Below are 23,505 nucleotides of genomic sequence, written 5' to 3' on the forward strand. Positions count from 1 at the left end.
GTGTCGGGTGAGAGGGGTCGGGTGGGGTCGGGCGCGGTGCTCTCGCCGGGCTGGGCGCTCGTGTGGGAGGCCGAACCGCGCCCGGTGGTGGGCGGTAGGCTCGCTCTGTCCTGAACCACTCCGGGTCTCCTCGCCGAAAATCGCACGCCTGCTTGCGCAAAACGCTACCGCCCCCTGGCCGCGCTCAGTCCAGCGCGGCACAGGAAGATCGAAGAATTGGGATTCGCAGCGGAAGAACGTGGCGTGACCGCGGGAAGCGGCAGGGTGATCCCGCGAACAGGGCGGGACCACCCGGCGCACGGCGGTCCTGCGCACGAGAGCGGGAAGAGGGCCCGGAAACCCTTCGGACCGGACCCGTCTCGTCGGCGGCGAGCTCGGAATTCCGTTGTCTACTGGGCTCCCGGACCCGTCCCGGGTCCAACCCCCCGCCCGGTTGGGGTGCCCCGACTCGACGGACCGACGGCCCTGCACCTGGCTGTGTGGACGAAGCCACGCTCCGTCACGGACGCAGGATCCGGCGATGTCAGAGACGGCCAACCGGCCAAGTCCCGTGCTGGACTGCGCAGCAAACTACCGACTCCACCTCAGATGTCAACCGTGTCCCGATCAGCAGAAACATCAAGTTTTCGCAGGTAGGACATGTTCGGGTGGCTGCCGTAAAGCCGGTCAAAGCCCATTAGCCGGGGCTGAGGAGCGGCTTGGCAAGCCCCGCAGAGCCTCAGAAAGCGGCCTGTCGTGGACCACTCCGAGCCGTTGCGTGGCACGAGTGAGAGCAACGTACAGGTCGCTCGGCCCTCGTGGCGACTGGGCGGCGATGAGATCGGGTTCGGCCACGATCACCGAGTCGAACTCCAGCCCCTTCGCGTCGGCCACCCCCATCACGGCCACCGGCGCGTCCAGGGCCGCCGCTCCCCCGGCCCGGCCGGCTCCCGGCGCGACCACGACCGCGCCGTCCACGGCCGCGGCGACCTCGGAGCCCAGCGGCCCGAGCAGCGCGTCCGGCACCACCACGGCGACCTTGCCACCCTCCCCGACCTCGGCCTTGACCAGCTCGGGCAGCGCGGGCAGCGGCGCCGACCAGGGCTCCACGCCCAGCTCACGGACCGAGGCCGGCGCCTCAAGGGCCGGGTCGACGGTGGCCAGGACACGGGCGGCGACCGCCATGAGCTCGACCGGCGTGCGGTAGTTGACGGTCAGCCTCGCCTGCCGCCAGCGCCCGGCGACGTACGGGTCGAGCACCTCTTCCCACGAGCGCGCCCCGGCCGCCGAGCCGGTCTGCGCGATGTCGCCGACGATCGTCATCGACCGCGTCGGGCACCGCCGCATCACCGCCCGCCACGCCATCGGCGAAAGCTCCTGGGCCTCGTCCACGATCACGTGCCCGTACGCCCAGGTGCGGTCGGCGGCCGCGCGCTCGGCGGTGGTGAGGTAGGGGCCCTCGCCGCGCTGGCGTTCCGCGAGACGTTCGGCCTCCATGACGTCGGACAGGCCCGTCAGCTCCAGCACCTCGCGGGCGTAGGCCAGCTCGCTCTCACGCTCGCGTTCCTCCGCCTGCCTGGCGGCGGCGAGCTCCTCCTCGGCCTGCAGCGCGCTGGCGCGCAGCACCTGCTCGTCGATCTCGCCGAGTAGTTCGGCGGCCTCATCGAGCAGTGGCACGTCGGACTCGGTCCACGGGCCGCCGTCGCGGCGCAGCAGGGCGCGCTCCCGCGGGGTCAGGTGAGAGGCGGCGTGGGCCAGGCGCTCCTGGGAGCCGTACAGGCCGAGCAGGAGGCGCTGCGGCGTCAGGTAGGGCCACAGCCGGTTGAGCGCGGACCTGACGGCCGGCTCGGTGCGCAGCTCCTCGCGCAGGTCGGCCAGCTCCTCCTCGTCGATGAGCCCTTTGCCGATCTTGCGTGCCTGCTGCCTGGCCAGGGCGTTGAGCAGCGACCTGACGAACACGGCGCGGGCCTGGTTGTGCGGGCGGCGCGAGCGGGTGGCCTTGTTCCTGGCAGACTCCAGCATGGATCGGTCGATGGTGAGCCCGATGCGGCCGACGGTGAGCTCGACGGGCTGGCGCGGCACCTTCTGCCGGTCGCGTACGGCCCTGGCGATCACCTCGGCCATCCGCGCGTCGCCCTTGAGCGCGGCCACCTCGGGGCGGTCCCGTTCCGTGGCGGTCACGCCGGGATAGAGCTCGCCGACCGTGGACAGCAGCACGTCGGTCTCGCCGAGCGAGGGCAGGACCTGCTCGATGTAACGCAAAAACGTGAGGTTGGGCCCGAGGATGAGCACGCCGCGCCGCTCCAGCCGCTCCCGGTGCGTGTAGAGCAGGTACGCGGCCCGGTGCAGCGCCACGACGGTCTTGCCGGTGCCTGGGCCGCCCTGGACGACCAGGACGCCGTTCAGGTCGCCGCGGATGACACGGTCCTGCTCGGACTGGATGGTGGCGACGATGTCGCGCATGCGGCCGGTGCGCCGCTCGTCGAGCGCGGCCAGGAGCGCGGCCTCGCCGTTGAGTGTGGCGCGGTCGTCGTCGCTGAGCGAGTCGAGGTCGAGCAGGTCGTCGTCGACGCCGGCCACCGTGCGGCCCTTGGTCTGCAGGTGGCGGCGCCTGGTCACGCCCATCGGGGCGGCCGGGGTGGCGCGGTAGAACGGTTGCGCCACGGGCGCGCGCCAGTCGATCAGCAGGCGGTGCTGGTCGTCGTCGCTGAGGCCGAGCTTGCCGATGTAGAGCCGGCCCTCGTCGGCGTGATCCAGCCGGCCGAAAACCAGGCCGCGCTCCACGGCCCACAGGCGGGCGAGCTTGGCGGCGTACATGTCGGCGAACGTGTCGCGCTCAGACCTGTTCTGCATCGTGCCGACGGCGCCTGCGGCCAGCACCTCCTTGAGCTGACGCTGGGTTCGCTCGCGCAGCGCGTCGAGGCGGTCGTAGAGGCGGGTGACGTACGCCTGCTCCCTGGCGAGCTCGGTTTGACGCGTTGCCGCCTGACCATTATTGTGGTTAATGAGACACTCCGGGCCATTCTGCTTGTTGTTGCGACAAACGACGACATTAGCATGCCTGTTGAGGCACTCCCGTCTCTTTCCCCGTTCCACCCCTCCGGTTACGTCTTGGCTTCGGCCCTTGACCGCCGCTCGCGCGCGTTCTTATGGTCACCGGTTAAGAAACTTTCCTAACCGCAGTGGACGGAGCCGCCGTGACCGGTCCGGTGCCGGGGACCCCCAGTCTGCTACGCGCCATCAACGATCGCGCGGCCCTGCGCGCCCTCCTCGAACGCGGCCCGCTCACCCGTCCCGAGATCGGCGCCCTCACCGGGCTGTCCAAGCCGACCGCGTCCCAGCTCCTCGTCCGGCTGCGGGAGGCCGGCCTGGTGGTGCTCGACGGCGTCCGGGCCGGCTCGCCCGGCCGTACGGCGGAGGTCTACCGGGTCAACCCGGCGGCGGCGTACGTCGGCGCGCTCGACGTCACCCCCGCCAGGATCGAGGTCCAGGTGGCCGACATCACCGGCACGGTCGTGGGCGAGCACACGCTTCCCACGCCGCGCGGCCCGGCCGGCCCGCTGGTGGACCGGCTCAGCGCCGCCCTGCGGGGCGCGGGCCCGCCGGCCGGGCTGCGGCGGGTCGTGATCGGGGTGCAGGCCGCGATCGACCCCTCCACCGGCAGCCTCGGGTACGCCGCCGCCAAGGACGTACCCGGCTGGCGGATCCCCGACCTGGCGCCCACCCTCAGCGCCGGGCTCGGCGTGCCCGTGGACGTGGAGAACAACGTCAACCTCGTCGCCCTGGCCGAGCAGGCGCACGGGGCCGCCCAGGGCACCCAGGACTTCGTGCTGCTGTGGGCGGACCGGGGCATCGGCTCGGCCGTGGTGCTGGGCGGCCGCTTCCACCGGGGCGCGACGGGCGGCGCGGGCGAGGTGGGTTACATGCCGGCCCCCGGCGCGCCGACGGCCCGCGAGTCCGGCCGCTACGCCGACCACGGCTTGCAGGCGCTCACCGGCGGCCCGGCCGTGCTCAGGCTGCTGCGCTCCTACGGCGTGCGCGGCGCCGACTTCCGCCAGGCCGTCGCCAACGCCGTCCGCGTGGCCGGCGGCACCGGGCGGCGGGCCGGCGACGCCAGAGCCGGGCTGCGCGATGTCGCCGCCCGCCTGGCGGTGGGCCTGGCCGCCATCACCTCGGTCGTCGATCCCGGGCTGATCGTGCTGAGCGGCGGCGTCGTGCTGCCGGGCGGCGAAACCCTGCGCGAACTGGTCGAGCACGAGCTGCACGCGCTGACCATCCCCCGGCCCCGCGTGCGCCTGTCGACCGTGTCGGGCAACCCCGTGCTGGCCGGGGCGCTGCACCTCGCCCTCGGCATCGTGCGCGAGGAGGTCTTCAGCTCCACGGTGGCCGCGGCCCGCCTGCGCGCGCACTACGAGCCGCCGGCGACGTCCTGAGGGCCTCCTGAGGGGCTCGTGGTCAGGCGGGCGCGGCTGTTGGCCAGGTGGACGCGTACGGCGGCGCGGGCCCCTGCGGCGTCCCCGCGCTCGATGGCGGCGTAGATGTTCTCGTGCTCAGTGACGATCCTGGCGAAGTCCGGCCGATCCGGGCGCAACCGCTCACGCGGCATGATGATCATCGCCGGGCCGAGCGAGCCGAGCAGGTCGCCGAAGTACCGGTTCCCGGTGGCCAGCGCGACGCGCAGGTGGAACAGGAAGTCGGCGCCGACCGCCGCGCCCGGGTGCCCGGCCGCGCCCGCGAAGCGGTCCAGCGCCTCACGCAGCCCGGCCAGCGCCGCCTCCGTACGCCGCCCGGCGGCCAGCCCTGCCGCCTCCACCTCGACCCCCATGCGGAAGTCGAGCAGGTCGAGCACGTCCGGCAGCCCGGTGCCCGGCGCCGGGTCGAACCCGGTCGTGCTCGGCCTGGCCAGCACGAAGCTGCCGCGCCCGTGCTGGGTCTCGATCAGGCCGGCCGCCTTCAGCCGGGCGATGGCCTCGCGGACGACGGTCCTGCTCACTCCGTACGTCTCCACCAGGCCGCTCTCCGTCGGCAGCCGCTCGCCCGGCCTGATCACGCCTTCCTGGATGCGGGCCGTCAGGGTGTCGACGAGCCGCTGGGTCCGGCTGGTCACGTGGTGTACCGCTCGGCGGTCCACTTGCCCGCCTGCTCGCTCAGCGTCACGCCGATCCCCGGCCGGTCGGGCACGATCATCCGGCCGTCACGGATCTCCAGCCGCTCGTTGAACAGCGGCTCCAGCCACTCGAAGTGCTCCACCCACGGCTCGGCCTGGTAGGCGGCGGCCAGGTGGAGGTGGATCTCCATGGCGAAGTGCGGGGCGAGTTGCAGCCGCTCGTGCTCCGCCAGCGCGGCCAGCCGCAGGAACGGGGTGATGCCGCCGATCCTGGGCGCGTCGGGCTGGATGACGTCCGCGCCGCGCGCCCTGATCAGCTCGGCGTGCTCGCCGACGCTGGTGAGCATCTCGCCGGTGGCGACCGGCGTGTCGAGCGCGGCCGCCAGCGCCGCGTGCCCGGCGTGGTCGTAGGCGTCCAGCGGCTCCTCGATCCACACCAGGTCGTACGCCTCCAGCGCCCGCCCCATCCGGTGCGCGGTCGCCCGGTCCCACTGCTGGTTGGCGTCGACCATCAGCGGGACGCCGTCGCCGAGGTGCTCGCGCGCCGCCTCGACCCGGGCCAGGTCCGCCCGCGTGTCCGGCTGGCCGACCTTGATCTTGATGCCCGCGATGCCGCGTTCCAGCGACGCGGTCGCGTTCTCCATGACCTGCTCGACGGGGGTGTGCAGGAAGCCCCCCGAGGTGTTGTAGCAGCGTACGGAGTCGCGGTGGGCGCCGAGCAGCTTGGCCAGCGGCAGGCCGGCCCGCTTGGCCTTCATGTCCCACAGGGCGATGTCGACGGCGGCGATGGCCTGCACCGCCAGGCCGCTGCGGCCCACCGAGGCGCCCGCCCAGGCCAGCTTCTCCCACAGCCGGGCGATGTCGTTGGGGTCCTCGCCGAGGAGGTCCCCGGCGATCTCCTTGGCGTGCGCGTACTGGCCCGGGCCGCCCGCGCGCTTGGAGTAGCCGAAGCCGATGCCCTCGTGCCCCTGCTCCGTGCCGATCTCGGCGAACAGGAACGCGATCTCGGTCATCGGCCGCTGCCTGCCGGTGAGCACCTTGGCGTCGCTGACCGGGGTGCCGAGAGGGAGATAGACGGAGGAGAGCCGTACCCGGGAGATTCGATCGGCCGAAGTCATCATGATGACACCGTACGTTGTCGTACAACCGCGCACCAGATGACGATCGCGGCGGCCGCGGCGTAGGCAGGGGTGCCCAGCGGGGTGAGGTAGGCCGCCGCGCCCGCCAGGGGGACGCCGAGCCACTCCCACCGGCCGTCCACGGCCACCAGGGCGACGACCAGCAGCGCGTACCAGGAGTAACCGGGGGTGAGCACGAGGAGCGCCGCGCCGGTGAGCAGCAGCGCGCCGCGCCACGGGCGCTCGGGGTCGCCCTTCCTGAGCACGTGGAACAGCAGCACCGCCAGGACGGCCAGGGCGGCCGGGGGCGCCCAGGAGTCGGGCAGGACCAGCCGCAGCACGGCGTAACGCTCGCGCGCCCCGGCCTCGTCGTAGCCTTCCTCGGCCACGTAACCGAACAGGTAGCCGAGCACGGAGGCGCGGGACGTGACGACGTAGGGCACGTACGCGAGCGCCACCACCAGGGCGGCGGGCAGCAGCGTCCAGAGCGCCCGCCGGGCCGCCCGCCCGCTCGCCAGGGCGCCGGAGACCGCGCCGGGCACCACCACCGCCGGCACCAGCTTCACCGCGACCGCCGCCCCGAGCAACGCCCCCCGACCCGCCGGCGGGTTCCTGACGGCGGTGAACGCGAGCACCACGGCGGCGACGGCGAGCATGTCGACGTGGGCGTTGTTGACCGCCTCCATCGGGACGGCCGGGCACCACGCCCAGTACGCGGCCGCCCGCACGTCGCGCCCGCGCGACGCGACCAGCAGCGCGATCATGACCCCCACCGCCAGCAGCGCGCCCGCGACCTGCAGCGGCCGGTGCCGCGCCCCGTCCGGCGAGAGCCGGTCCACCAGCCAGAAGTACGCCTCCGCCAGCGGCGGGTAGATCGTGTGCACGGTGGGCCTGTTGATCCTCGTGCACCCGCCCTCGATCGGGTAGAGATGGCCTTCCGAGCAGCCGGGGAAGAGCCAGGGATCGCGCAGGGACGCGAGGGCGGGATCGGCCGGCGCGTGATCGTAGGGGGACAGGCCGGCCGACTGGACCCGTCCGTCCCAGGCGTACCGGTAGGAGTCGGTGCTGGTGCTGGGCGGGCCGAGCAGTCCCGTGGCGATCACGGCCAGGCCGCCGGCCAGCACCAGCCGCCCCGCCACCGGCCCTGGAACGCCGCGCAGCGCCCACACCGCGCCGCCGAACAGGGCCCAGGCGGCGGCGTACCACCAGGGCAGGTCCGCCGGAGCGCCGCTCCGCGCCGGGGCCGCGAGGAAGACGGCGGCGAGGACGGCCACCTGGGCGGCGATCAGGGCGGCGGCGCAGAGGGTGCGGCGGTTCATGCTGTGCAGCGTCGCACCGCCGCACGCGTGTCAGGCGGCGACGGCGCATGACGTCCGCACTTCGTAAGAGGTCAGCCCTGGCCGTTGGAGTCGGCGACGGGCTCGGCGGCCACCTCCGGGGCGCGGTGTTCGTACGGCGTGCTGAGGACGACCGTGGTGCGGGTCGAGACGTTGGCCGCGGCGCGGATCTGCTGCAGCAGGTCCTCCAGGGCCACCGGCGAGGCCACGCGTACCTTGAGGATGTAGCTCTCGTCGCCGGCCACGCTGTGGCAGGCCTCGATGGCGGTCAGGTGGGCCAGCCGCTCAGGAGCGTCGTCGGGCGCGGCGGGGTCGATCGGCTTGATCGACACGAACGCGGTCAGCGGCAGCCCCACCGCGTCGTGGTCGATGATCGCGGCGTATCCGCGCACGACGCCGCGCTTTTCCAGACGGCGCACCCGCTGGTGCACCGCCGAGACCGACAGCCCGGTCTCCCTGGCCAGGTCGGTGAAGCTCATGCGGCCGTCGCGGGCCAGCAACGTGACGATCCGGCGGTCGATCTCCTCCATCGGTCAAAGGTAGCCGTAGATGGTCACGACATGGTCCCGACCGGGGTGACTCCCCGGCGCATCGCGTGCTCCACCAGCGTGATGAGCACCTCGCGGCCGGAGTCCCGCCGGCGGGCGTCGCAGCGCACGATGGGGATGTCCGGTTCCAGCCCGATCGCCGAGCGCACCTCGCCGACCGTGAAGGGCGTGGTGCCGTCGAAGCAGTTGAGCGCCACGATGAAGGGCTGCTCGCGCTTCTCGAAGTAGTCGACGGACGGGAAGGAGTCCTCCAGGCGGCGGGTGTCGGCCAGCACGACCGCGCCGAGCGCGCCCATGGCCAACTCGTCCCACACGAACCAGAACCGCTCCTGGCCCGGGGTGCCGAACAGGTAGAGCATGTAGTCGTCACGGATCGTGATGCGGCCGAAGTCCATGGCCACGGTGGTGGTGAGCTTTCTCTCGACGCCCGACAGGTCGTCGACGTGGCTTCCGACCTGAGTGAGCGCCTCTTCCGTACGCAGTGGCCGGGTCTCGGAGACGGCGCCCACCATGGTGGTCTTGCCGGCGCCGAATCCCCCGGCGATCAAGATCTTGATCGCTGTCGGCAGCCGCCAGCGGTCAGCACGACCGAATTCCATCCAGCACCGCCTGTACATCTCCCGCGCATGCGCGGCCCCACCCCTGAGGTGCCGTGGTCAGTGGTACCTGTCAAGGCGAATTGATATGGCCGATCCACATGCCTGGCATCGAGACACCATAGCAACGCCACATTTTCCACTCAAGCCGCAATCTTTTACAAGAATCAAAATGTCACGGTTTGTGGTCTCAAACCCCTCAATTCGCCGATCTCACGTGGAAGAGTCAAGCGAGCTTGTCATGATATCCGACTGGCACTTTAAGTCGCCGGTCCATAGGCCGAAATGCCATTGATGCCGGCGCTGAATCCGATCTGTCTTCGCAGGTAGGTGGCGGTGCGGGGGCTGCGCGCGCGTACCGGCTCGATCAGGCGGGACGCCTCGCCCGCCAGCTCCGCCATCGCGTCCCTCACCTCGGCGCGGCTGACGCCGAGCGCGAGCACGTTCAGGTCTCCCCAGCTCATGTCCCTGCGGTACGACGCCACGTCACCGAGCAGATGCAGGTACCGCTGCACCAGCCCGCTCACGGCGCGCAGGTCCCGCAGGTGGGCCTTCGACCAGTCGTCGGCCGTGTAGATCCAGTGCGACAGGTCCACGAAGCAGGAGCCGCGGCTGTCGGCGTTGTCGAGGTAGCGGGCCAGGGTGGGCGCGGCCTGCGTGTCCCGCCACACCCACGCCCTGGCCATGCCGGCGAGCATCCTGGCGAGCTGGTCGCGCCACAGCCACCGCAGGTCGCGGAACTCCTCGACGGTGGCCAGCTCGTCGCGCAGGTCGGCCAGGAAGCGGGTGGCCGCCGACTGGGGCACGGCGCCGTCGGCGACGGACAGGCATTCGCGGGTCAGGCGGTTCACCTGCTCGCGGGTGGTGGCGGTGTGGTCGACCAGCCGGTCGACGGCCATGACCCACAGGGCGGCGCGGTTGACGACCTTCAGCCGGTCGGCGGTGGCCCAGGGGGCGCTGAAGGCCATGCTCAGGGTCAGGGCGTTGTAGAACTCCCCGTCGAACGCCGCCTGCGGGAACAGTCCGCCGTACATCTGGGCGCAGCGCCGCAGATCCCTGCCGCACTCGGCGGCCAGCGCGCACGTCCTGCCGAGCTCGAAGGCCTCGGCCAGCTCGGCGTCCGGCATCCTAGGGCCGCTCGATGGGCTCGCGGATCATGGGCGACGACCCCCAGTACCCCGACATATGCACCTGTTAGCCGAATTGTTTCATGATCGCGTGCTATCGATCAAGGCATCAGCAGCGTGGCCGATCAGCCCGCTCCGATGGCTATGAACGACACGTCGTCCCCCCTCGCCTCGCACAACGCCTCGGCCAGCGTCAGCCCCCTGCGCAGCCCGTCGTGCAACCGGACCATCACCGGCACGGCCGTCTCGTCGTTCACGGGGACGACGCTCGCGACGATGCCGGCGGTGCCGAGGTGCAGCAGGGCGGTGGCCAGGCCCAGCAGCTCGTCGGCGCCGACGGCGGCCATCTGGCCGGAGTCGCAGCTGGACAGGACGAGCCGGTAGGGGGCGTGGCGCAGGCGTTCCAGGTCGTATCCGGTCAGGGGGCCGTCGTCGAGGTGCAGCGAGGAGAACAGCGGGCTGTCGGCCCTGAACGTGCCGTGCGCGGCCAGATGGGCGAGCAGGCAACCGTCGATCGCCGCCAGCACGCCGGCCGCGGTGGCCCGCCCACCGGAGAACACCACGGCCCGCTCCTCCTGCCCCCGCGGGGGGTCGTACAGGCGGGCGATGTCGCGGATCTCGGTGTCGGCGTTGGCGACGCCGGGGCCGCGTACGAGGACGACGCGGTCGCTCCCGGGACGGGGCGCGGCACGGGCGCGCAGCCAGGCACCGGCGGACGGCGCGACGGTGAACGGCCTGCGGCGCAGGGCGGGCAGCAGACCCCAGGGGGTGGTGTGCAGGGTGCTCGGGGGCACCACCACGAGCGGTCCATCGCCGAGCCTGGCGGCGACGGGGCCGAGGACGGCGGCTTCGAGCCGGGCGCCGAGTTCGCGCAGCTCGCGCTGGTCGGGGTGGCGTTCGTAGGCCAGGCGGCGGAGCCTGGAGCGGGCGAACTCGACCTCCGCCGCGGCGTTCGCGACCGGGCCGGCCCGATGACGGCGCACCGTGCCGTCGCCGCAGAGCAGGATGTGCAGCGTGCCGTCGATCACCACCAGCTCGGCCAGCCGCCCGCCGCCGAGCGCCGCCAGCAGCCGCTCCACGCGGTCGTCGCGCTCCCCGCTCTCACCCTGGCCGCGCATGCGCAGCGTCTTGGCGCGTACCTGCGACTCCAGGCGGCTTCTGTCGCGTTCGAGCGCGGCCGCCGCGGCGGCGCCGTCCGAGCGGGCCTCGGACAGCAGGTGCTCGGCCTGGCGCAGGGCCGCCAGCCGGGCCAGCAGTTCCTCGTCCTCCGGCGGGCGTACGGCGGGCACGGCGAGCGCCGTGGCCCGCCACCGCTCCGTCCACGCCAGCAGGCGGCGGGGACGGCCCGAGCGCAGGAGGTGGCGCTGGGCCAGGCTCGCCAGCTCGGCGCCCTGCGCGGTGGCCAGGGCGCGCAGCTCCGACGAGCCGAACGTGAGCCGGTGCTCCTCGAGCAGCGCCAGCCCGGCGTCGCACGCCCGCAGCAGCCGCCGCGGCTGTCCCGCGGCCTCGGCCCTGAGCGCCTCGGCCAGCCACCCGCCCGCCCTGGACGTGGCCGGCCCCTTGCGCCTGGCCGCCGCCGCCCTGGACAGGTGCCGCTCGGCCACGGCCGCCCGGCCCAGGGTCAGCGCGGTACGCCCGGCCAGCAGATGCGCCTGCCACACCTCGGGCGAACCCAGCTCGCTCAACCGCCCGGCCAGCCGCTGCGCCTCCGCCAGCACCTTGCGGCACGCGGCCACCGCGTCCTTCCCGTCCGGCCCGTCCCCGTCCCACGCGGGCACGCCGCCCGCAGGCCCGGACGTGACGGGTGGCGGCAGGGTGGCGTGCTCGGCTTGGAGGAGGATCAGGCGGGCGTGCTCGGCCCACCAGACGCGGCGCTGCCCGGCGAACAGGCGGCGGGCCTCGGCGGCGCGGGCGCGCGCCGTGACCGGGTCGGCGGCGAGCAGGGCGGCCCTGGCGGCGATGAGCAGCAGCTCGGCCCGCCGCGTGGACTGCCCGCGCAGCCGGGCCAGCAACCGCAGCGCCCCGTCGGCCTGCTCCAGCGCGTCCCGGGCGAGGCCCGCCGCGAGCAGCACCGAGCACCGGTCGGCCACCAGGTCGAACATCGGCGTCCCCAGCTCGCGAAAGCGCCTCTCAGCCTCGTCGAGCAGGTCCAGGGAGGCCGGCAGGTCACCGGTCCTGAAGGCCGCGAGCCCCCGGTTCTGCACGGCCACCGCCAGGTCGTGCTCCTGCCGGGTGGTGCCCAGCATGCGCTCCGCCGTACGGAAGTCGGCCTCCCCCAGCGCCACCGCCCCCAGCGCGAGGTTGACATGCCCGCGCAGGGTGAGCGCCCGCGCCGCCCACACGGTGTCATGGGCCGCCAGCAGGGTGGGCACCGAACGCCGCAGGTCGCCGAGCGCCTCCTGGTGCCGCCCCAGGATCCAGTGCGCCCCGGCCCGCCTGAACAGCACCCGCGCCCGCGTCGTGCCGTTGGCCCGCGCCGCGGCGGAGTCGAGGGCGGTCAGCCCCGAGCGGGTCCTGCCGTCGTGCAGCAGCGCGATGCCGAGCGTGGCCAGCACGTCGGACTCGCGGTCGGCCGAACCGGCCCGGCGCGCCAGGCGTACGGCCTGGCGCAGCTCGCCGATGGCGGTCCCGAGGTCCCCGAACTCCCGATGCAGGATGCCGAGCGCCTGCCTGGCGATCGACGACTCGTAGGGGCCGGGGCCGTCGGCGAGCACGGCTCTGGCCGCGCTCAGCGCCTCCTGGGGCCTGGCGAAGACCAGGGCGAGGAGGTCATGCGGATCTTCCCCGGACACGAGTCGATGGTAGAAGCCGCGCACTCCGGGCGTCCATGCTGTATCAGCCGGCCCTCTGGCCGCTCATACACACGTAACCGCGAGGAGGGACGGAAGCATGACCGCACCGGACGCCCGCTTCTGGGAACAGCTGGAGATACTCAACGAGGCCCTGCCGGACGGCACCCGGGCAGCGGCGGGCCCCAATGGCGCCGCCGAGCTCTCCTCGGAGGTGCAGCCGAGGTTCGCCTACCTCGACGGCCACATCCTGGTGAGCGCGCGGGACGCTGAGCGGGCCGTCGCCGCGGTCGAGCGCCTCCAGCCCGGCGCCGGCGCGGTCACCGTGGCCTGGCCGCCGGCCGCGGACAGGGAGCGCGTCTCCGTACGCAGGCTCTCCGTCGGCTCCAGGGACGTCTGCCAGACCGTCGAGCTCCTGACCGGCGAGAACATCAAGGCGAGCCTGGTCCACTTCCTCACGGTCGCCGGCGTCAACCTGTGCCCGGGCGACGAGCCGGTCCCGAGCTCCGGGCCGCTCATCCCGCCGGTGTCCGGCCGCGACCGGGGCTCGAACACGACCGTCGCCGTCCTCGACACCGGCCTCGTCCACGACTACCTCGACCACCAGTGGCTGGCCGCGAACTCGGGCATCCCGAACATCCCGATGGTCCAGGGCGACGTCACCGCTCCCGGCGACGAACTCGACGCCGACGGCCTCATCAAGCCGTACGTCGGCCACGGCACGTTCATCGCCGGCGTCCTGCGCTGCGTGGCCCCGGCCGCCACCGTACGCGTCCACAACGCCTTCCCGTACGGCGGCGCCGCCATGGAGGACGAGCTGGGCCTGATCCTGCTCCAGGCCATGGAGGAGCACGGCTGGCCGGACATCATCTCCCTGTCGGCCGGCACCAGGAGCAACGACGCCGGCGTGCTGCTCGGCCTGGCCGACTTCATGGACGAGCTGGCCGCGCACCCGGAGACGCTGCTGGTGGCGGCGGCCGGCAACGACGGCGAGACGCTGCCGTTCTGGCCGGCCGCGTACGCCGCGGAGCCGGTCAACGCCTCCGGCGACGTGGTGGTCTCGGTGGGCGCGCTGCGCGAGGACGGCCAGGGCCGGGCCTGCTTCAGCAACCACGGCGACTGGGTGAAGGTGTACGCCCCGGGCGAGCGGCTGGTCAACGCCTTCACCTCCGGCCCGTACCAGTACGGCTACCCGCACCGCACCACCTGCCGCTTCTCCGACCCGCCCCTCTACCCGGCCTGCACGTGCGTGGCGTCGCTGCAGGACGGCGACAAGGCGACCTTCACCGGCCTGGCGACGTGGAGCGGCACGTCGTTCGCCACGCCGATCGTCGCCGGACTGGTCGCGGCCCGCATGTCGCAGGAGCAGGTGTCCTCCCGCGTGGCCGCCGCGCAGCTGATGTCGGGGCTGCTGGCGGTTCCGGATTTGAGCGGTTTCCTCGGATGATGTCGACTTCGGTGCCTGGGCGCGGTTCACGAAATATCATGTCCTTCCCGCCCGACAAGAGGAAGAGACATCCGTGGACGACACCGCTGCCCTCGTCGCGGCGGCCGCGGACGGGGACTGGGGTGCGTGGAAGCAGCTCTACCAGCGCTTCAGCGGCCTGGTGTGGTCCGTGGCGCGGAGCCATCTGATGAACGCCTCCGACGCCCAGGACGTGTGCCAGACGACGTGGTTCCGCTTCTCCGAGCACCTGACCACGCTCAGGGACCCGGGTAAGGCGGGCGCGTGGCTGGCCAGCACGGCCAGGCACGAGGCGTTGCGGGTCCTGCGCACCAGCGGCAGGTCGGTGCCCGTCGGCGACATCGAACTGCTCGGCCTGGACATCGACGAACGCTCGCCCGAGCTGCTCCTGCTGCAGTCGGAGGAGGCCGAGGAGCGGGCGAAGCGCGAGCAGGCGGTGTGGGAGGCGTTCCAGGAGCTGCCCGACCGGTGCAGGCGGCTGCTGCGTATCCTCATCGCCTCGCCGCGGCCGAGCTACCAGGAGATCGCGGACGGGCTGGACATGCCGGTCGGCAGCATCGGCCCCAACCGGGGGCGATGCCTGAAAAGGCTGGGCGACCTGATCGACCGGCGCGGGGTCAGCGGCATCCGGGGGTGATGGGCGGTGACGGACATGGATCACCATGGCGACCATGACGACGAGGGCATGGAGCTGGAGGAGAGGCTCCGTGCGATCGCGGAGCAGCTCGATCCGGTCCCGGCCGGGTTGTTCGACGAGGCGATGCTGGCGTACTCGCTCAGGACGCTGGACGCGGAGCTGGCCGAGCTGACGTTCGACTCGTGGGACGAGGCGACGGCCACCCGGGTGCGGGGCGGGCGGGCGCGGCTGCTCACGTTCACCGCGGGCGAGCTGGTGGTGGAGCTGGAGGTCGCCGACCGGCGGCTGGTGGGGCGGCTGTCCGGCGGGCCTGCCGCGATCGAGGTCCAGCGGCGCGACGGCGGGACCCGGTTGCGCGCGGACGAGCTGGGCCGGTTCACCACGGGCGAGCTGTCTCCCGGGCCGCTGCGGCTGCGGGTCAGCCCGGAGCACAGGGCACCGGTGGTGACCTCCTGGATCCGGATCTGACCCGCCCGCGAGCTCGGCCGCACGGATCACGTCGCCCCCGCTGAGGACGTGCTCCGGCGCGGCCACGCACGGTGGGGCGAGCCCGGCGTGAACCGCGGATCGCCGCCCCTCACCTCACAAGAGCGCGGGAGGGTACGTCTGATACAACCCGGCTACAACACAGCTGCGAATCCGCGCCTCAGCGCAGCAGGCACCAGACGGCCGTGGCGTCGTCGTGCCGCTTCCCGCGCACCGGCCCCCGTTCCTTCTCCAGCTCCCTGACCGCCCTGATCACGTGGACCGGCCCGTACGCGTCCAGCGCCGCGACGACGTCGGCCCAGCTCCAGGCGTACCAGTCGACGAGCCGCGCCACCCCGTCGGTGACCGGCGCGACCGCGCGCACGCGCCGGGCCTCCACCGCCCCGCACACCGCCTGACCCGCCGCCTCGGGCCGCGCCGCGGCCACCCAGAACCCGCCGGGCGTGTTGCGCGTCCGCCGGACCAGCTCCAGTGCGTAAGGACGCCCGCCGGGCAGGCGTTCGAGCCGATCGTCGGAGACGACCTCCACCCCGCCCCCGGCCAGCGCGAACACGACCGGCGAGTCCCCGAGCACGAGATACTCCACGCGCCCGCGCGCGCCGCGGACGAGCGCCACGGTCGAGGACGGCGAGTCCGGATTGGCCAGATCGCAGGTGTCCGCATGCGCCGCCGCCGTCGCCGAGATGGCCGCCTCGAGGACGCCCGCCAGCGGCGTGCGGTCGTCGCGGGACAGCCTGGCCGCCAGCTCACCCCCGAGCCGCCCCACCAGCCACGGCACGTCGTGCGCGCACCCGCTGTCCACGCCGGCCGCCGGCGTGGCCCCGTCGAGCACGACGGCCCACGAGGGCCCGGCGATCACCAGGTCCTCGTTGGGCCGCTCGGACCCGGCCTCGGTGGCGTACGTGATCTGCGCGAACATGACCGTGCCAGGCCCGCGCGCCTTAGACGATCACCAGCTCGCGTGGGGTGTCGTTGAGCCGCTCGCCGCCGCTGTCCGTGCACACCAGGATGTCCTCGATCCTGGCGCCGTGCCGCCCAGGCAGGTAGATGCCCGGCTCCACGGAGAAGGCGAACCCGGGCTCCATCGGCGCACCGTTGCCCGAGACGATGTAGGGCTCCTCGTGCGTCTCGAGCCCGATCCCGTGCCCGGTCCTATGGATGAAGTGGTCGCCGTGGCCCGCCTCGGCGATGATGTCGCGCGCGGTCGCGTCGATCGACTCGCACGGCACACCCGGCCGCACCGCCGCGCACGCGGCCTCCTGCGCGCGGCGCAGCACCTCGTAGGAGGCCGCGAACTCGGCGGGCGGCTCCCCCACGCTGTACGTGCGCGTGGAGTCGGAGCAGTAGCCGGTGGGCAGCCGGCCGCCGATGTCGACGACGACCGGCTCGCCCGCCTGGATCACCCGGTCGGACACGCCGTGGTGCGGGCTGGCGCCGTTGGGACCGGAGGCGACGATCACGAAGTCGACCGTCTCGTGCCCGGACGCCAGGATCGCCTCGGCGATGTCCCTGCCCACCTCGCGCTCGGTGCGCCCGGCCCGCAGGAACTCCGGCACCCGCCGGTGCACGGAGTCGATCGCCTCCCCCGCCGCGCGCAGGGCAGCCACCTCGGCCGGGGACTTGCGCATCCGCAGCTCCCCCAGCACACTGCCGGCCAGCACCTGCTCGGCGTCCGGCAGCACCTCGCGGAACCGCAGGGACGACATGGCCCACATCCGGTCGGCCAGCCCGACCCGGCCGACCCGCCCGAGCCGCGCCGCCGCGATCGCGTACGGGTCGTCGGTCTCGTCCCACCCCGCGAACTCCAGCCCGAGCCGCGCGGCCGGCGAGGCCTGCGCCCCCGGCACCTCCAGGCGCGGCACCATCAGGTACGGCTCCCCCGAGGCGGGCACCACGAGACACGTCAGCCGCTCCGACGGCTTGGCCTCGTAGCCGCTCACGTAACGCAGATCGGGGCCGGGCGTGAGCAGCAGGGCGTCAAGGCCGGCCTTGGCGGTGGCCTCCTGCACGGCGGCCAGTCGGGACACGGGATACAAGTCTGAGGACGTCACAGCCCATAATCTACTCGGACCCCGCCTCCTAAAATCCGCGAAAAGCTCTCACAACGCGGCAACCCATCCCTACACTCCGTTCCACTCCGATCACGTAGTGTGGGGTCAATTGTCCTGTTCCACCTGACTTCGAGGTGAGTCCATGGTCGACGTCATCGGCGCGGCCGAGCTGCTCGGACCCGAGAGCGACGAGGAGATGCTGGCCGTGCGGCTGGCGCACGCCCAGCGGCTCGGCAACATGGGATGGGCGGAGTGGCACCACCACACCGGCGAGACGGTCTGGTCCGACCAGGTGTACACGATCTTCGGCCGCGACCCGGCCGCGGGTCCCATCCCGCTGCCCGAACTGGCCGGGCACGTCGACCCCTCCGACGTCGGCGCCCTCGACCGGCTGCTGCGTACCGCCACGCGGGGGCTGGAGCCCGTACAGGCCGAGTTCCGCATCCGCCGCGGCGTGGGCGCCGGGGAGCTGCGCGATCTGCGCGTCGTGCTCGCCCCGCTGATGGCCTCCGGCGACCCGGTCGGCCTGCACGGCGTCATCCAGGACATCACCGGCCGCCGCCGCGCCGAGCGCATGGTCTGCGAGTCGCGCCGCCAGCTGCTCGAAGCCCGCGAGCAGGCCGCCGAGGAACGCCACGTCATGCTCGCCCTGCGCGAGGCCATCCTGCCCGAGCCCGCCGGCCGTCCCGTCCTGCCCCACACCACGATCGCGGTGCGGTACGTCCCCGCCGAGAAGACCGCCAACCTGGGCGGCGACTGGTTCGAGGCGGCCCCCAGCCCCGACGGCCGCCTGCTGCTGGCCATCGGCGACGTCTCCGGCCACGGACTGCCCGCGATCGCCCACATGGCCCAGCTCCGCCACGCCCTCGTCGGCCTCACCATGACCGGCCGCCCCGCCAACCAGTTGCTGGCCTGGCTGAACGAGCTCGTCGCGCACCAGTTCAAGGACGTGACCGCCACCGCGATCATCGGCCACCTGGACCCGGAGACCCGCGTCCTGGCCTGGAGCCAGGCCGGCAACCTCGCGCCCATCCTGGTCCGCGACGGCGTCGCCACCCAGCTCGCCCAGCCCAGGGGCGTGCTGCTCGGCGCCGCCGCCGGCCGCCCGTACGAGCTGGCCACCACCCGGCTGCTGCCGGGCGACGTGCTGCTGATGTTCACCGACGGGCTCGTCGAGCGGCGGACCCGCGACATCGACGCCGGCCTCGACCTGGCCCTGGCCGCCGCCCGCGACGTGCCGGGCCCCGATCTGGACGCCGGGCTCGACCGCCTCCTCGCCGGCATCGGCGGCCCCAACCCGGAGGACGACGCGTGCCTGCTGGCCGTGGCCATCCCCACCCAGGGCCCGGTCCAGGGCGACGCGTGACCGCCGGGCCGGCCGTGGCCATCCCGGCCCAGGGCGACGCGTAACCGCCGGGCACCCCCCGAGCGGTGTCACCATGGACTGGTGCTGATGCTTCTCGACACCCCGTCCCTCTACTTCCGCGCCTTCTTCGGCATCCCGGAGTCGATCAAGGCTCCAGACGGGTCGCCGGTCAACGCGGTACGCGGCCTCATCGACATGATCGCCACCCTGGTCCGCGGCCACTCCCCCACCGCGCTGGCGGCCACCATGGACGCCGACTGGCGGCCCGCCTTCCGCGTGGCGGCGATCCCCACGTACAAGGCGCACCGCGTCGCCCACGGGAACACCGAGGTGGTGCCCGACGCGCTCGTGCCGCAGATCGCCGTCATCGAGCAGGTGCTCGACGCCGTCGGCATCGCCCGCCTGGAGTCGCCGGGCTACGAGGCCGACGACGTGATCGGCACGCTGACCCACCAGGCCGCCGGCGCGGTCGACATCGTCACCGGCGACCGCGATCTGTTCCAGCTCGTCGACGACGCCCGCCCGGTGCGCGTCCTCTACACCGCTCGCGGCATCCGCAACCTGCAGGTCGTGGACGAGGCGTTCGTCACCGCCAAATACGGCGTCCCCGGCCGCTCGTACGCCGACTTCGCCACCCTGCGCGGTGACCCCAGCGACGGGCTGCCCGGCGTCGCCGGCGTCGGCGACAAGACCGCCGCCGCCCTGATCACCCGCTTCGGCTCGCTCGAAGCCCTGCTGACCGCCCTGGACGCGGGCGCCACCGACGGCTTCCCCGCCGGCGGCCGCACCAGGCTCGCCGCCGCCCGCGACTACCTGCGCGCCGCGCCCGCCGTCGTCAAGGTGGCCGCCGACGCGCCGCTGCCCGCCGCCGACCTCACCCTGCCCGCCAAGCCGCGCGACCCCGAGGCGCTCGTGCTCCTCGCCGACCGCTACGGCCTGGACAGCCCGCTCAACCGCCTGCTCGACGCCCTGGGCGACCGGCCCGCCTGACCGGCCCGCCGAACCGGCCTGCTGACGGCCCCTGACCAGCACTCCTGACCGGCGCTTTCAACCCGCCAGGAACGCGCGCACGGCCTCCTGCGCGGCGTCGCGCAGACGGCCGTGCACGAGCACGTTCTCCTCACGGTCGGTACGCACCTCGACCACCCGCGGCCCCTCGCCGCGCAGCGCCTTCGGCAGCTCGCTGACGTCCTCGACCAGCCGGTACGGCGTCCCCGTCGCGGCGGCCAGGTAACCGAGGTCCACCCCGTGCGGCGTACCGAAGACCCGCTCGAACGGGTCGCGGACCGCCGCCTGGGGCAGCAGCGAGAAGATGCCGCCGCCGTCGTTGTTCACCACCACGAAGCACAGGTCGGGGCGCGGCTCACGCGGGCCGAGTATCAGCCCGTTCTGGTCGTGCAGGAACGACAGGTCGCCCATCAGCGCGTACGACGGCCCGTTGTGCGCCAGCGCCGCCCCCATCGCGGTGGACACCAGCCCGTCGATGCCCGAGGCCCCCCGGTTGGCCATCAGCCTGATGCCGCGGCGCGGCCGCATCGCCTGGTCCAGGTCCCTGATCGGCATCGACGACCCGCAGAACAGCAGCGCGCCGTTCGGCAGCGCGTCCACCAGATCCCTGGCCAGCCGCGGCTCGCTGGTGCCCGACGCGTCGAGCACCTCGTCCGTCGCCGCCCTGACCGCCAGGTCCGCCTGCCGCCAGGTGTGCAGCCACGTGTCGTCGCCCGAGGCGACCGGGATCTCCACCGCCTGCGCCACCTGCGTGGCCGACCGGGTCGGGTCAGGCCAGCGGTCGAGGTCGGGCGCCACCACGATGTGCTCACCTGCGCGCTTCAGCCACGACAGCAACGGCCTGCTCAATCCCGGGCGGCCGAGCGTCACCACCACGTCGGGCCGGTGCTCGTCCGCGAACTCCGGCGTGCTCAGCAGGTAGTGGTAGCCCGAGATGGCGTGGTCGCCGTATCGGGCGCCGCCGTTCGGCTCCGAGAGCACCGGCCAGCCCGCCATGCCCGCCGCCGCCACGTAGCGGCGCACGTTGGCCGCGCCGTCGCCGACGACGAGCACGCCGCGCCTGGTCGGCGGGATGTGCAGGGCGATCGGCGGGGGCGCGACGCGGGCGCGGACCCAGGGGCCGTTCGCCCCGCCGTCGAGCGGCTCGCACCAGCCGGTGTCGCCGTCGGGGATCAGCGGCTCCCTGAAGGCCAGGTTGAGGTGCACCGGGCCGGGTCCGGCCGGGCCGGCGGCGCGCTGGTAGGCGCGGCAGGCCAGCGAACGCCAGTACGCCACCTGTCCGGGGCGGTCCTCCGGCACGCCCACCTCGGCGAACCAGCGGATCGCGGTGCCGTACAGCTTGATCTGGTCGATCGTCTGGTTGGCGCCGGTGCCGCGCAGCTCCGGCGGGCGGTCGGCGGTCAGCACCAGCAGCGGCACGCCCGACTCGCTCGCCTCGATCACGGCGGGGTGGAAGTTGGCGGCGGCGGTGCCGGACGAGCAGATCAGCGCGACCGGCCGCTCGGCGCGCTTGGCCAGCCCCAGCGCCAGGAACGACGCCGAGCGCTCGTCGACGCGCACGTGCAGCCGCACCCGCGACTCGGCGTGCAGCGCCAGCGCCAGCGGGGCGGACCGAGAGCCGGGCGCCAGCACCACGTCGGTCAGGCCGCAGCGCACCAGCTCGTCGATCAGGACCGTGGCCAGCGCGGTCGCGGGGTTCAAAGTGACGCCTCCTGCATCCGGCGAAGCCACTGGGGGGATTCAATCTGGAATGCCGACAGATGTTGAAAATTCACTGTAGGACGGCGGACCGTCAGCCGGCCGTCCACCGGCACCAGCGAGTCGTCCACGACGTCGCCCGACAGCAGCGACATCGTGCCGAGCCCGCACGCGTACGGCAGCGACGGCAACGCCGCGGCCAGCGCCAGCCCCGCAGCCAGCCCCACCGACGTCTCGACCGCGCTGGACACCACGGCCGGCAACCCGCACGCCTCCACGACCCGCAGCGCGTTGCGCACCCCGCCCAGCGGCTGCACCTTGACCACGGCGATGTCGGCCGCCTCCGCCGCGCGCACCCGCAGCGGATCCTCCGCCCTGCGGATCGACTCGTCGGCCGCGATCGGCACGTCGCACGCGCGCCGCACCGCAGCCAGCTCCTCCAGGGTGGCGCACGGCTGCTCGGCGTATTCCAGGTCGAACCGGTCGAGCCACTTCAGCCTGCGCACGGCCTCGTCGACGTCCCACGCGCCGTTGGCGTCGATCCGCAGCCGCCCGGCGGGGCCGAGCGCGTCGCGTACGGCCTCCACCCTGGCCAGGTCGTCGTCGAAGGACTGCCCCCGCTCGGCGACCTTCACCTTCGCCGTGCCGCACCCCGACCGGCGCACCAGGTCGTGAGCCCGCGCGGGATCCACGGCCGGCACGGTGGCGTTGACGGGGACGCTGTCGCGCACCGGCTCGGGCCATTCCTCGAACGCCGCCTCACGGGCGCACGCGAGCCACCGGGCGCATTCGCGCGGGCCGTACTCGGGAAACGGGGAGAACTCGCCCCATCCCGCCGGGCCATGCAGCAGCACCCCTTCCCGCTGGGTCTGCCCGCGAAATCGCGTGCGCATCGGGATCCGGAAGACCACGGGAGAACGCGTCACGACCCTCCTGCACCTGTGTCCGACCTTGTCGCCATTAACCTTACGAGCATGTGGAGGAACCCGTCGCATCCGGACCGCCCGCTGCATGCCATTGTGCAGCCTCCGGGACCCGCCCTGTTCACGGCGATCCGTGACGCTCTCGCCGGCGACGGCCCCGCCGTCCTCCCGCTGTCCCCCGGCCACGAGGGGTCCGCCCTCGAGGCGCTGCGCCCCACCCATGTCGACGGCGTCCCGCGACCTGGCGGCCTCGGCGTGCCGCCCGGCGTGGCGGTCGTCATCGCCACCAGCGGCAGCACCGGCGCTCCCAAGGGGGTCCAGCTCTCCGCCACCGCGCTGCGGGCCTCCGCGGCCGCCTCGCTGCGCCGCGTGGAGGCGTCCAAGGGCGAGCGCTGGCTGTGCTGCCTGCCGGTCTCACACGTCTCCGGCCTCCAGGTCCTCGTACGCGCGCTGCTCTCGGAGAGCGAACCCATCATCCACGCCGGATTCGACCCGCCCGCGGTCCTGGACTCGGGCGCCGACCACGTGTCCCTCGTCCCCACCCAGCTGCACCGGCTGGTCGAGCTGGGGGCCGACCTGTCGGTGTTCCGCACGATCGTGCTCGGCGGCGCCGCCCCCCGCCCCGGGCTGGTCGAGCAGGCCCGTGACCTCGGCGCCCGGGTCGTGACGACGTACGGGATGAGCGAGACGTGCGGCGGCTGCGTGTACGACGGCCGGCCCCTTTACGGTGTAGATCTCAAAATCGGCGCCGACGGGCTGATCAGGATCGCCGGCTCGGTGCTGTTCTCCGGCTACCGCCTCACCGAACCGGCCACCCCGATCGGCCGAGACCCGGCGGGCGGGGCGGCGGGCACGTTCGACGGCGGCTGGTTCGTCACCTCCGACCTCGGCGAACTGTCCGGCGGCCGCCTGCGGGTCCTGGGCCGGGCCGACGACGTCATCAACACCGGCGGCGAGAAGGTCGTGGCCGCCGCCGTCGTCGCGGCGCTCTGCACGCACCCCGAGGTGGCCGACGTGGCCGTGATCGGCGTTCCCGACCCCGAATGGGGTGAGCTGGTCACCGCAGTCGTGGTGCCCACCGACCCCGACACGCCACCCACGCTTGCCCAATTGCGGGCATACTCCCGCGATAGGCTTCCCCTTCATGCGGCCCCACGTGGCCTGCGGCTGGTCTCCGGCCTGCCGCTGCTGCCGAACGGCAAGACCGACCTGGTACGCCTGAGGGCAGGAACCTGACGGGTTGCGGCTGCGTCATAGTGGGGAGAAGGAG

The 23,505-nt window shown here is 73.4% G+C and carries 19 protein-coding genes; 7 read left to right on the forward strand and 12 right to left on the reverse strand.

What is annotated here, in order from left to right; genetic code table 11:
* Positions 1-666: 666 nt before the first annotated feature.
* Entirely contained in the window at positions 667-2,832 is a 2,166-nt protein-coding gene (locus ITP53_RS27885; RefSeq protein WP_236051244.1) for a HelD family protein, read from the reverse strand.
* A 344-nt stretch (positions 2,833-3,176) separates the two neighbouring features.
* On the opposite strand from ITP53_RS27885, the gene ITP53_RS27890 reads away from it, so the two are divergent.
* Positions 3,177-4,412, forward strand: coding sequence for an ROK family transcriptional regulator (locus ITP53_RS27890; RefSeq protein WP_195898424.1), 1,236 nt, complete (start codon positions 3,177-3,179; stop codon positions 4,410-4,412).
* Here ITP53_RS27890 and ITP53_RS60455 read toward each other — a convergent pair.
* The 7 genes from ITP53_RS60455 to ITP53_RS60460 form a co-directional block, all read right to left on the reverse strand.
* The gene (locus ITP53_RS60455) at positions 4,388-5,086 is read right to left on the reverse strand and encodes a FadR/GntR family transcriptional regulator (protein WP_195898425.1); all 699 of its coding nucleotides are present in this window, start codon (positions 5,084-5,086) and stop codon (positions 4,388-4,390) included. The two genes, ITP53_RS27890 and ITP53_RS60455, sit on opposite strands and share 25 nt — an antisense overlap.
* Positions 5,083-6,207: an L-talarate/galactarate dehydratase gene (locus ITP53_RS27900; RefSeq protein WP_195898426.1), complete on the reverse strand. Its 1,125-nt coding sequence runs from the start codon at positions 6,205-6,207 to the stop codon at positions 5,083-5,085. The genes ITP53_RS60455 and ITP53_RS27900 overlap by 4 nt, the downstream gene beginning before the upstream one ends.
* Entirely contained in the window at positions 6,204-7,523 is a 1,320-nt protein-coding gene (locus ITP53_RS27905) for a glycosyltransferase 87 family protein (RefSeq protein ID WP_195898427.1), read from the reverse strand. The genes ITP53_RS27900 and ITP53_RS27905 overlap by 4 nt, the downstream gene beginning before the upstream one ends.
* A 71-nt stretch (positions 7,524-7,594) precedes the next feature.
* Entirely contained in the window at positions 7,595-8,071 is a 477-nt protein-coding gene (locus tag ITP53_RS27910; protein WP_195898428.1) for an Lrp/AsnC family transcriptional regulator, read from the reverse strand.
* Positions 8,072-8,094: 23 nt separating this feature from the next.
* On the reverse strand, positions 8,095-8,688 hold the full coding sequence (locus ITP53_RS27915) for a GTP-binding protein (protein WP_195898429.1): 594 nt from the start codon (positions 8,686-8,688) through the stop codon (positions 8,095-8,097).
* Between the two features lie 257 nt (positions 8,689-8,945).
* A complete protein-coding gene (locus tag ITP53_RS27920) occupies positions 8,946-9,812 on the reverse strand; it encodes a terpene synthase family protein (protein WP_195898430.1) in 867 nt (288 codons plus the stop codon).
* A 125-nt stretch (positions 9,813-9,937) separates the two neighbouring features.
* Positions 9,938-12,604, reverse strand: a complete 2,667-nt coding sequence (locus tag ITP53_RS60460) for a CHAT domain-containing protein (protein ID WP_195898431.1) — start codon at positions 12,602-12,604, stop codon at positions 9,938-9,940.
* A gap of 97 nt (positions 12,605-12,701) precedes the next feature.
* Here ITP53_RS60460 and ITP53_RS27930 point away from each other — a divergent pair, with 97 nt between their 5' ends.
* From ITP53_RS27930 to ITP53_RS27940, 3 genes are all read left to right on the forward strand, one after another.
* Positions 12,702-14,048, forward strand: coding sequence for a S8/S53 family peptidase (locus ITP53_RS27930; protein ID WP_195898432.1), 1,347 nt, complete (start codon positions 12,702-12,704; stop codon positions 14,046-14,048).
* A 73-nt stretch (positions 14,049-14,121) separates the two neighbouring features.
* Positions 14,122-14,703, forward strand: coding sequence for an RNA polymerase sigma factor (locus ITP53_RS27935; protein WP_195898433.1), 582 nt, complete (start codon positions 14,122-14,124; stop codon positions 14,701-14,703).
* A 6-nt stretch (positions 14,704-14,709) separates the two neighbouring features.
* Positions 14,710-15,171: a hypothetical protein gene (locus ITP53_RS27940; RefSeq protein WP_195898434.1), complete on the forward strand. Its 462-nt coding sequence runs from the start codon at positions 14,710-14,712 to the stop codon at positions 15,169-15,171.
* Between the two features lie 178 nt (positions 15,172-15,349).
* Here ITP53_RS27940 and ITP53_RS27945 read toward each other — a convergent pair whose 3' ends face one another.
* Both ITP53_RS27945 and ITP53_RS27950 read right to left on the reverse strand, forming a co-directional pair.
* The gene (locus tag ITP53_RS27945) at positions 15,350-16,108 is read right to left on the reverse strand and encodes a protein phosphatase 2C domain-containing protein (protein WP_195898435.1); all 759 of its coding nucleotides are present in this window, start codon (positions 16,106-16,108) and stop codon (positions 15,350-15,352) included.
* 22 nt (positions 16,109-16,130) lie between these two features.
* Complete coding sequence (locus tag ITP53_RS27950; protein WP_195898454.1) at positions 16,131-17,225, reverse strand: M24 family metallopeptidase; 1,095 nt, start codon at positions 17,223-17,225, stop codon at positions 16,131-16,133.
* Positions 17,226-17,382: 157 nt separating this feature from the next.
* On the opposite strand from ITP53_RS27950, the gene ITP53_RS27955 reads away from it, so the two are divergent.
* On the forward strand, positions 17,383-18,606 hold the full coding sequence (locus ITP53_RS27955; RefSeq protein WP_195898436.1) for a PP2C family protein-serine/threonine phosphatase: 1,224 nt from the start codon (positions 17,383-17,385) through the stop codon (positions 18,604-18,606).
* Between the two features lie 87 nt (positions 18,607-18,693).
* The gene (locus ITP53_RS27960) at positions 18,694-19,596 is read left to right on the forward strand and encodes a 5'-3' exonuclease (RefSeq protein WP_195898455.1); all 903 of its coding nucleotides are present in this window, start codon (positions 18,694-18,696) and stop codon (positions 19,594-19,596) included.
* Between the two features lie 57 nt (positions 19,597-19,653).
* On the opposite strand, the gene menD is transcribed toward ITP53_RS27960, so the two are convergent.
* Positions 19,654-21,315 (reverse strand): 2-succinyl-5-enolpyruvyl-6-hydroxy-3-cyclohexene-1-carboxylic-acid synthase, encoded by a 1,662-nt coding sequence (gene menD / locus ITP53_RS27965; protein WP_195898437.1) that lies wholly within the window; start codon positions 21,313-21,315, stop codon positions 19,654-19,656.
* On the reverse strand, positions 21,312-22,205 hold the full coding sequence (locus ITP53_RS27970) for an o-succinylbenzoate synthase (protein ID WP_207756511.1): 894 nt from the start codon (positions 22,203-22,205) through the stop codon (positions 21,312-21,314). The genes menD and ITP53_RS27970 overlap by 4 nt, the downstream gene beginning before the upstream one ends.
* 81 nt (positions 22,206-22,286) lie before the next feature.
* Here ITP53_RS27970 and ITP53_RS27975 point away from each other — a divergent pair, with 81 nt between their 5' ends.
* Positions 22,287-23,471 carry an AMP-binding protein gene (locus tag ITP53_RS27975; RefSeq protein ID WP_195898438.1) on the forward strand — a complete coding sequence of 395 codons (1,185 nt, stop codon included), beginning with the start codon at positions 22,287-22,289 and terminating at the stop codon, positions 23,469-23,471.
* Positions 23,472-23,505 lie beyond the last annotated feature (34 nt).

Source organism: Nonomuraea cypriaca (assembly GCF_015645445.1).
Lineage (GTDB): Bacteria > Actinomycetota > Actinomycetes > Streptosporangiales > Streptosporangiaceae > Nonomuraea > Nonomuraea cypriaca.

What these genes read in the sequence shown, in the direction of transcription:
- ITP53_RS27955 (WP_195898436.1), top strand. Translation starts at nt 17,383, where the DNA reads ATGGTCGACGTCATCGGCGCGGCCGAGCTGCTCGGACCCGAGAGCGAC.
- ITP53_RS27975 (WP_195898438.1), top strand. Translation starts at nt 22,287, where the DNA reads ATGTGGAGGAACCCGTCGCATCCGGACCGCCCGCTGCATGCCATTGTG.
- ITP53_RS27960 (WP_195898455.1), top strand. Translation starts at nt 18,694, where the DNA reads ATGCTTCTCGACACCCCGTCCCTCTACTTCCGCGCCTTCTTCGGCATC.
- ITP53_RS27885 (WP_236051244.1), bottom strand. Translation starts at nt 2,832, where the DNA reads ATGCAGAACAGGTCTGAGCGCGACACGTTCGCCGACATGTACGCCGCC.
- ITP53_RS27910 (WP_195898428.1), bottom strand. Translation starts at nt 8,071, where the DNA reads ATGGAGGAGATCGACCGCCGGATCGTCACGTTGCTGGCCCGCGACGGC.
- ITP53_RS27945 (WP_195898435.1), bottom strand. Translation starts at nt 16,108, where the DNA reads ATGTTCGCGCAGATCACGTACGCCACCGAGGCCGGGTCCGAGCGGCCC.
- ITP53_RS27920 (WP_195898430.1), bottom strand. Translation starts at nt 9,812, where the DNA reads ATGCCGGACGCCGAGCTGGCCGAGGCCTTCGAGCTCGGCAGGACGTGC.
- ITP53_RS27905 (WP_195898427.1), bottom strand. Translation starts at nt 7,523, where the DNA reads ATGAACCGCCGCACCCTCTGCGCCGCCGCCCTGATCGCCGCCCAGGTG.
- ITP53_RS27930 (WP_195898432.1), top strand. Translation starts at nt 12,702, where the DNA reads ATGACCGCACCGGACGCCCGCTTCTGGGAACAGCTGGAGATACTCAAC.
- ITP53_RS27970 (WP_207756511.1), bottom strand. Translation starts at nt 22,205, where the DNA reads ATGCGCACGCGATTTCGCGGGCAGACCCAGCGGGAAGGGGTGCTGCTG.
- ITP53_RS27900 (WP_195898426.1), bottom strand. Translation starts at nt 6,207, where the DNA reads ATGATGACTTCGGCCGATCGAATCTCCCGGGTACGGCTCTCCTCCGTC.
- ITP53_RS27915 (WP_195898429.1), bottom strand. Translation starts at nt 8,688, where the DNA reads ATGGAATTCGGTCGTGCTGACCGCTGGCGGCTGCCGACAGCGATCAAG.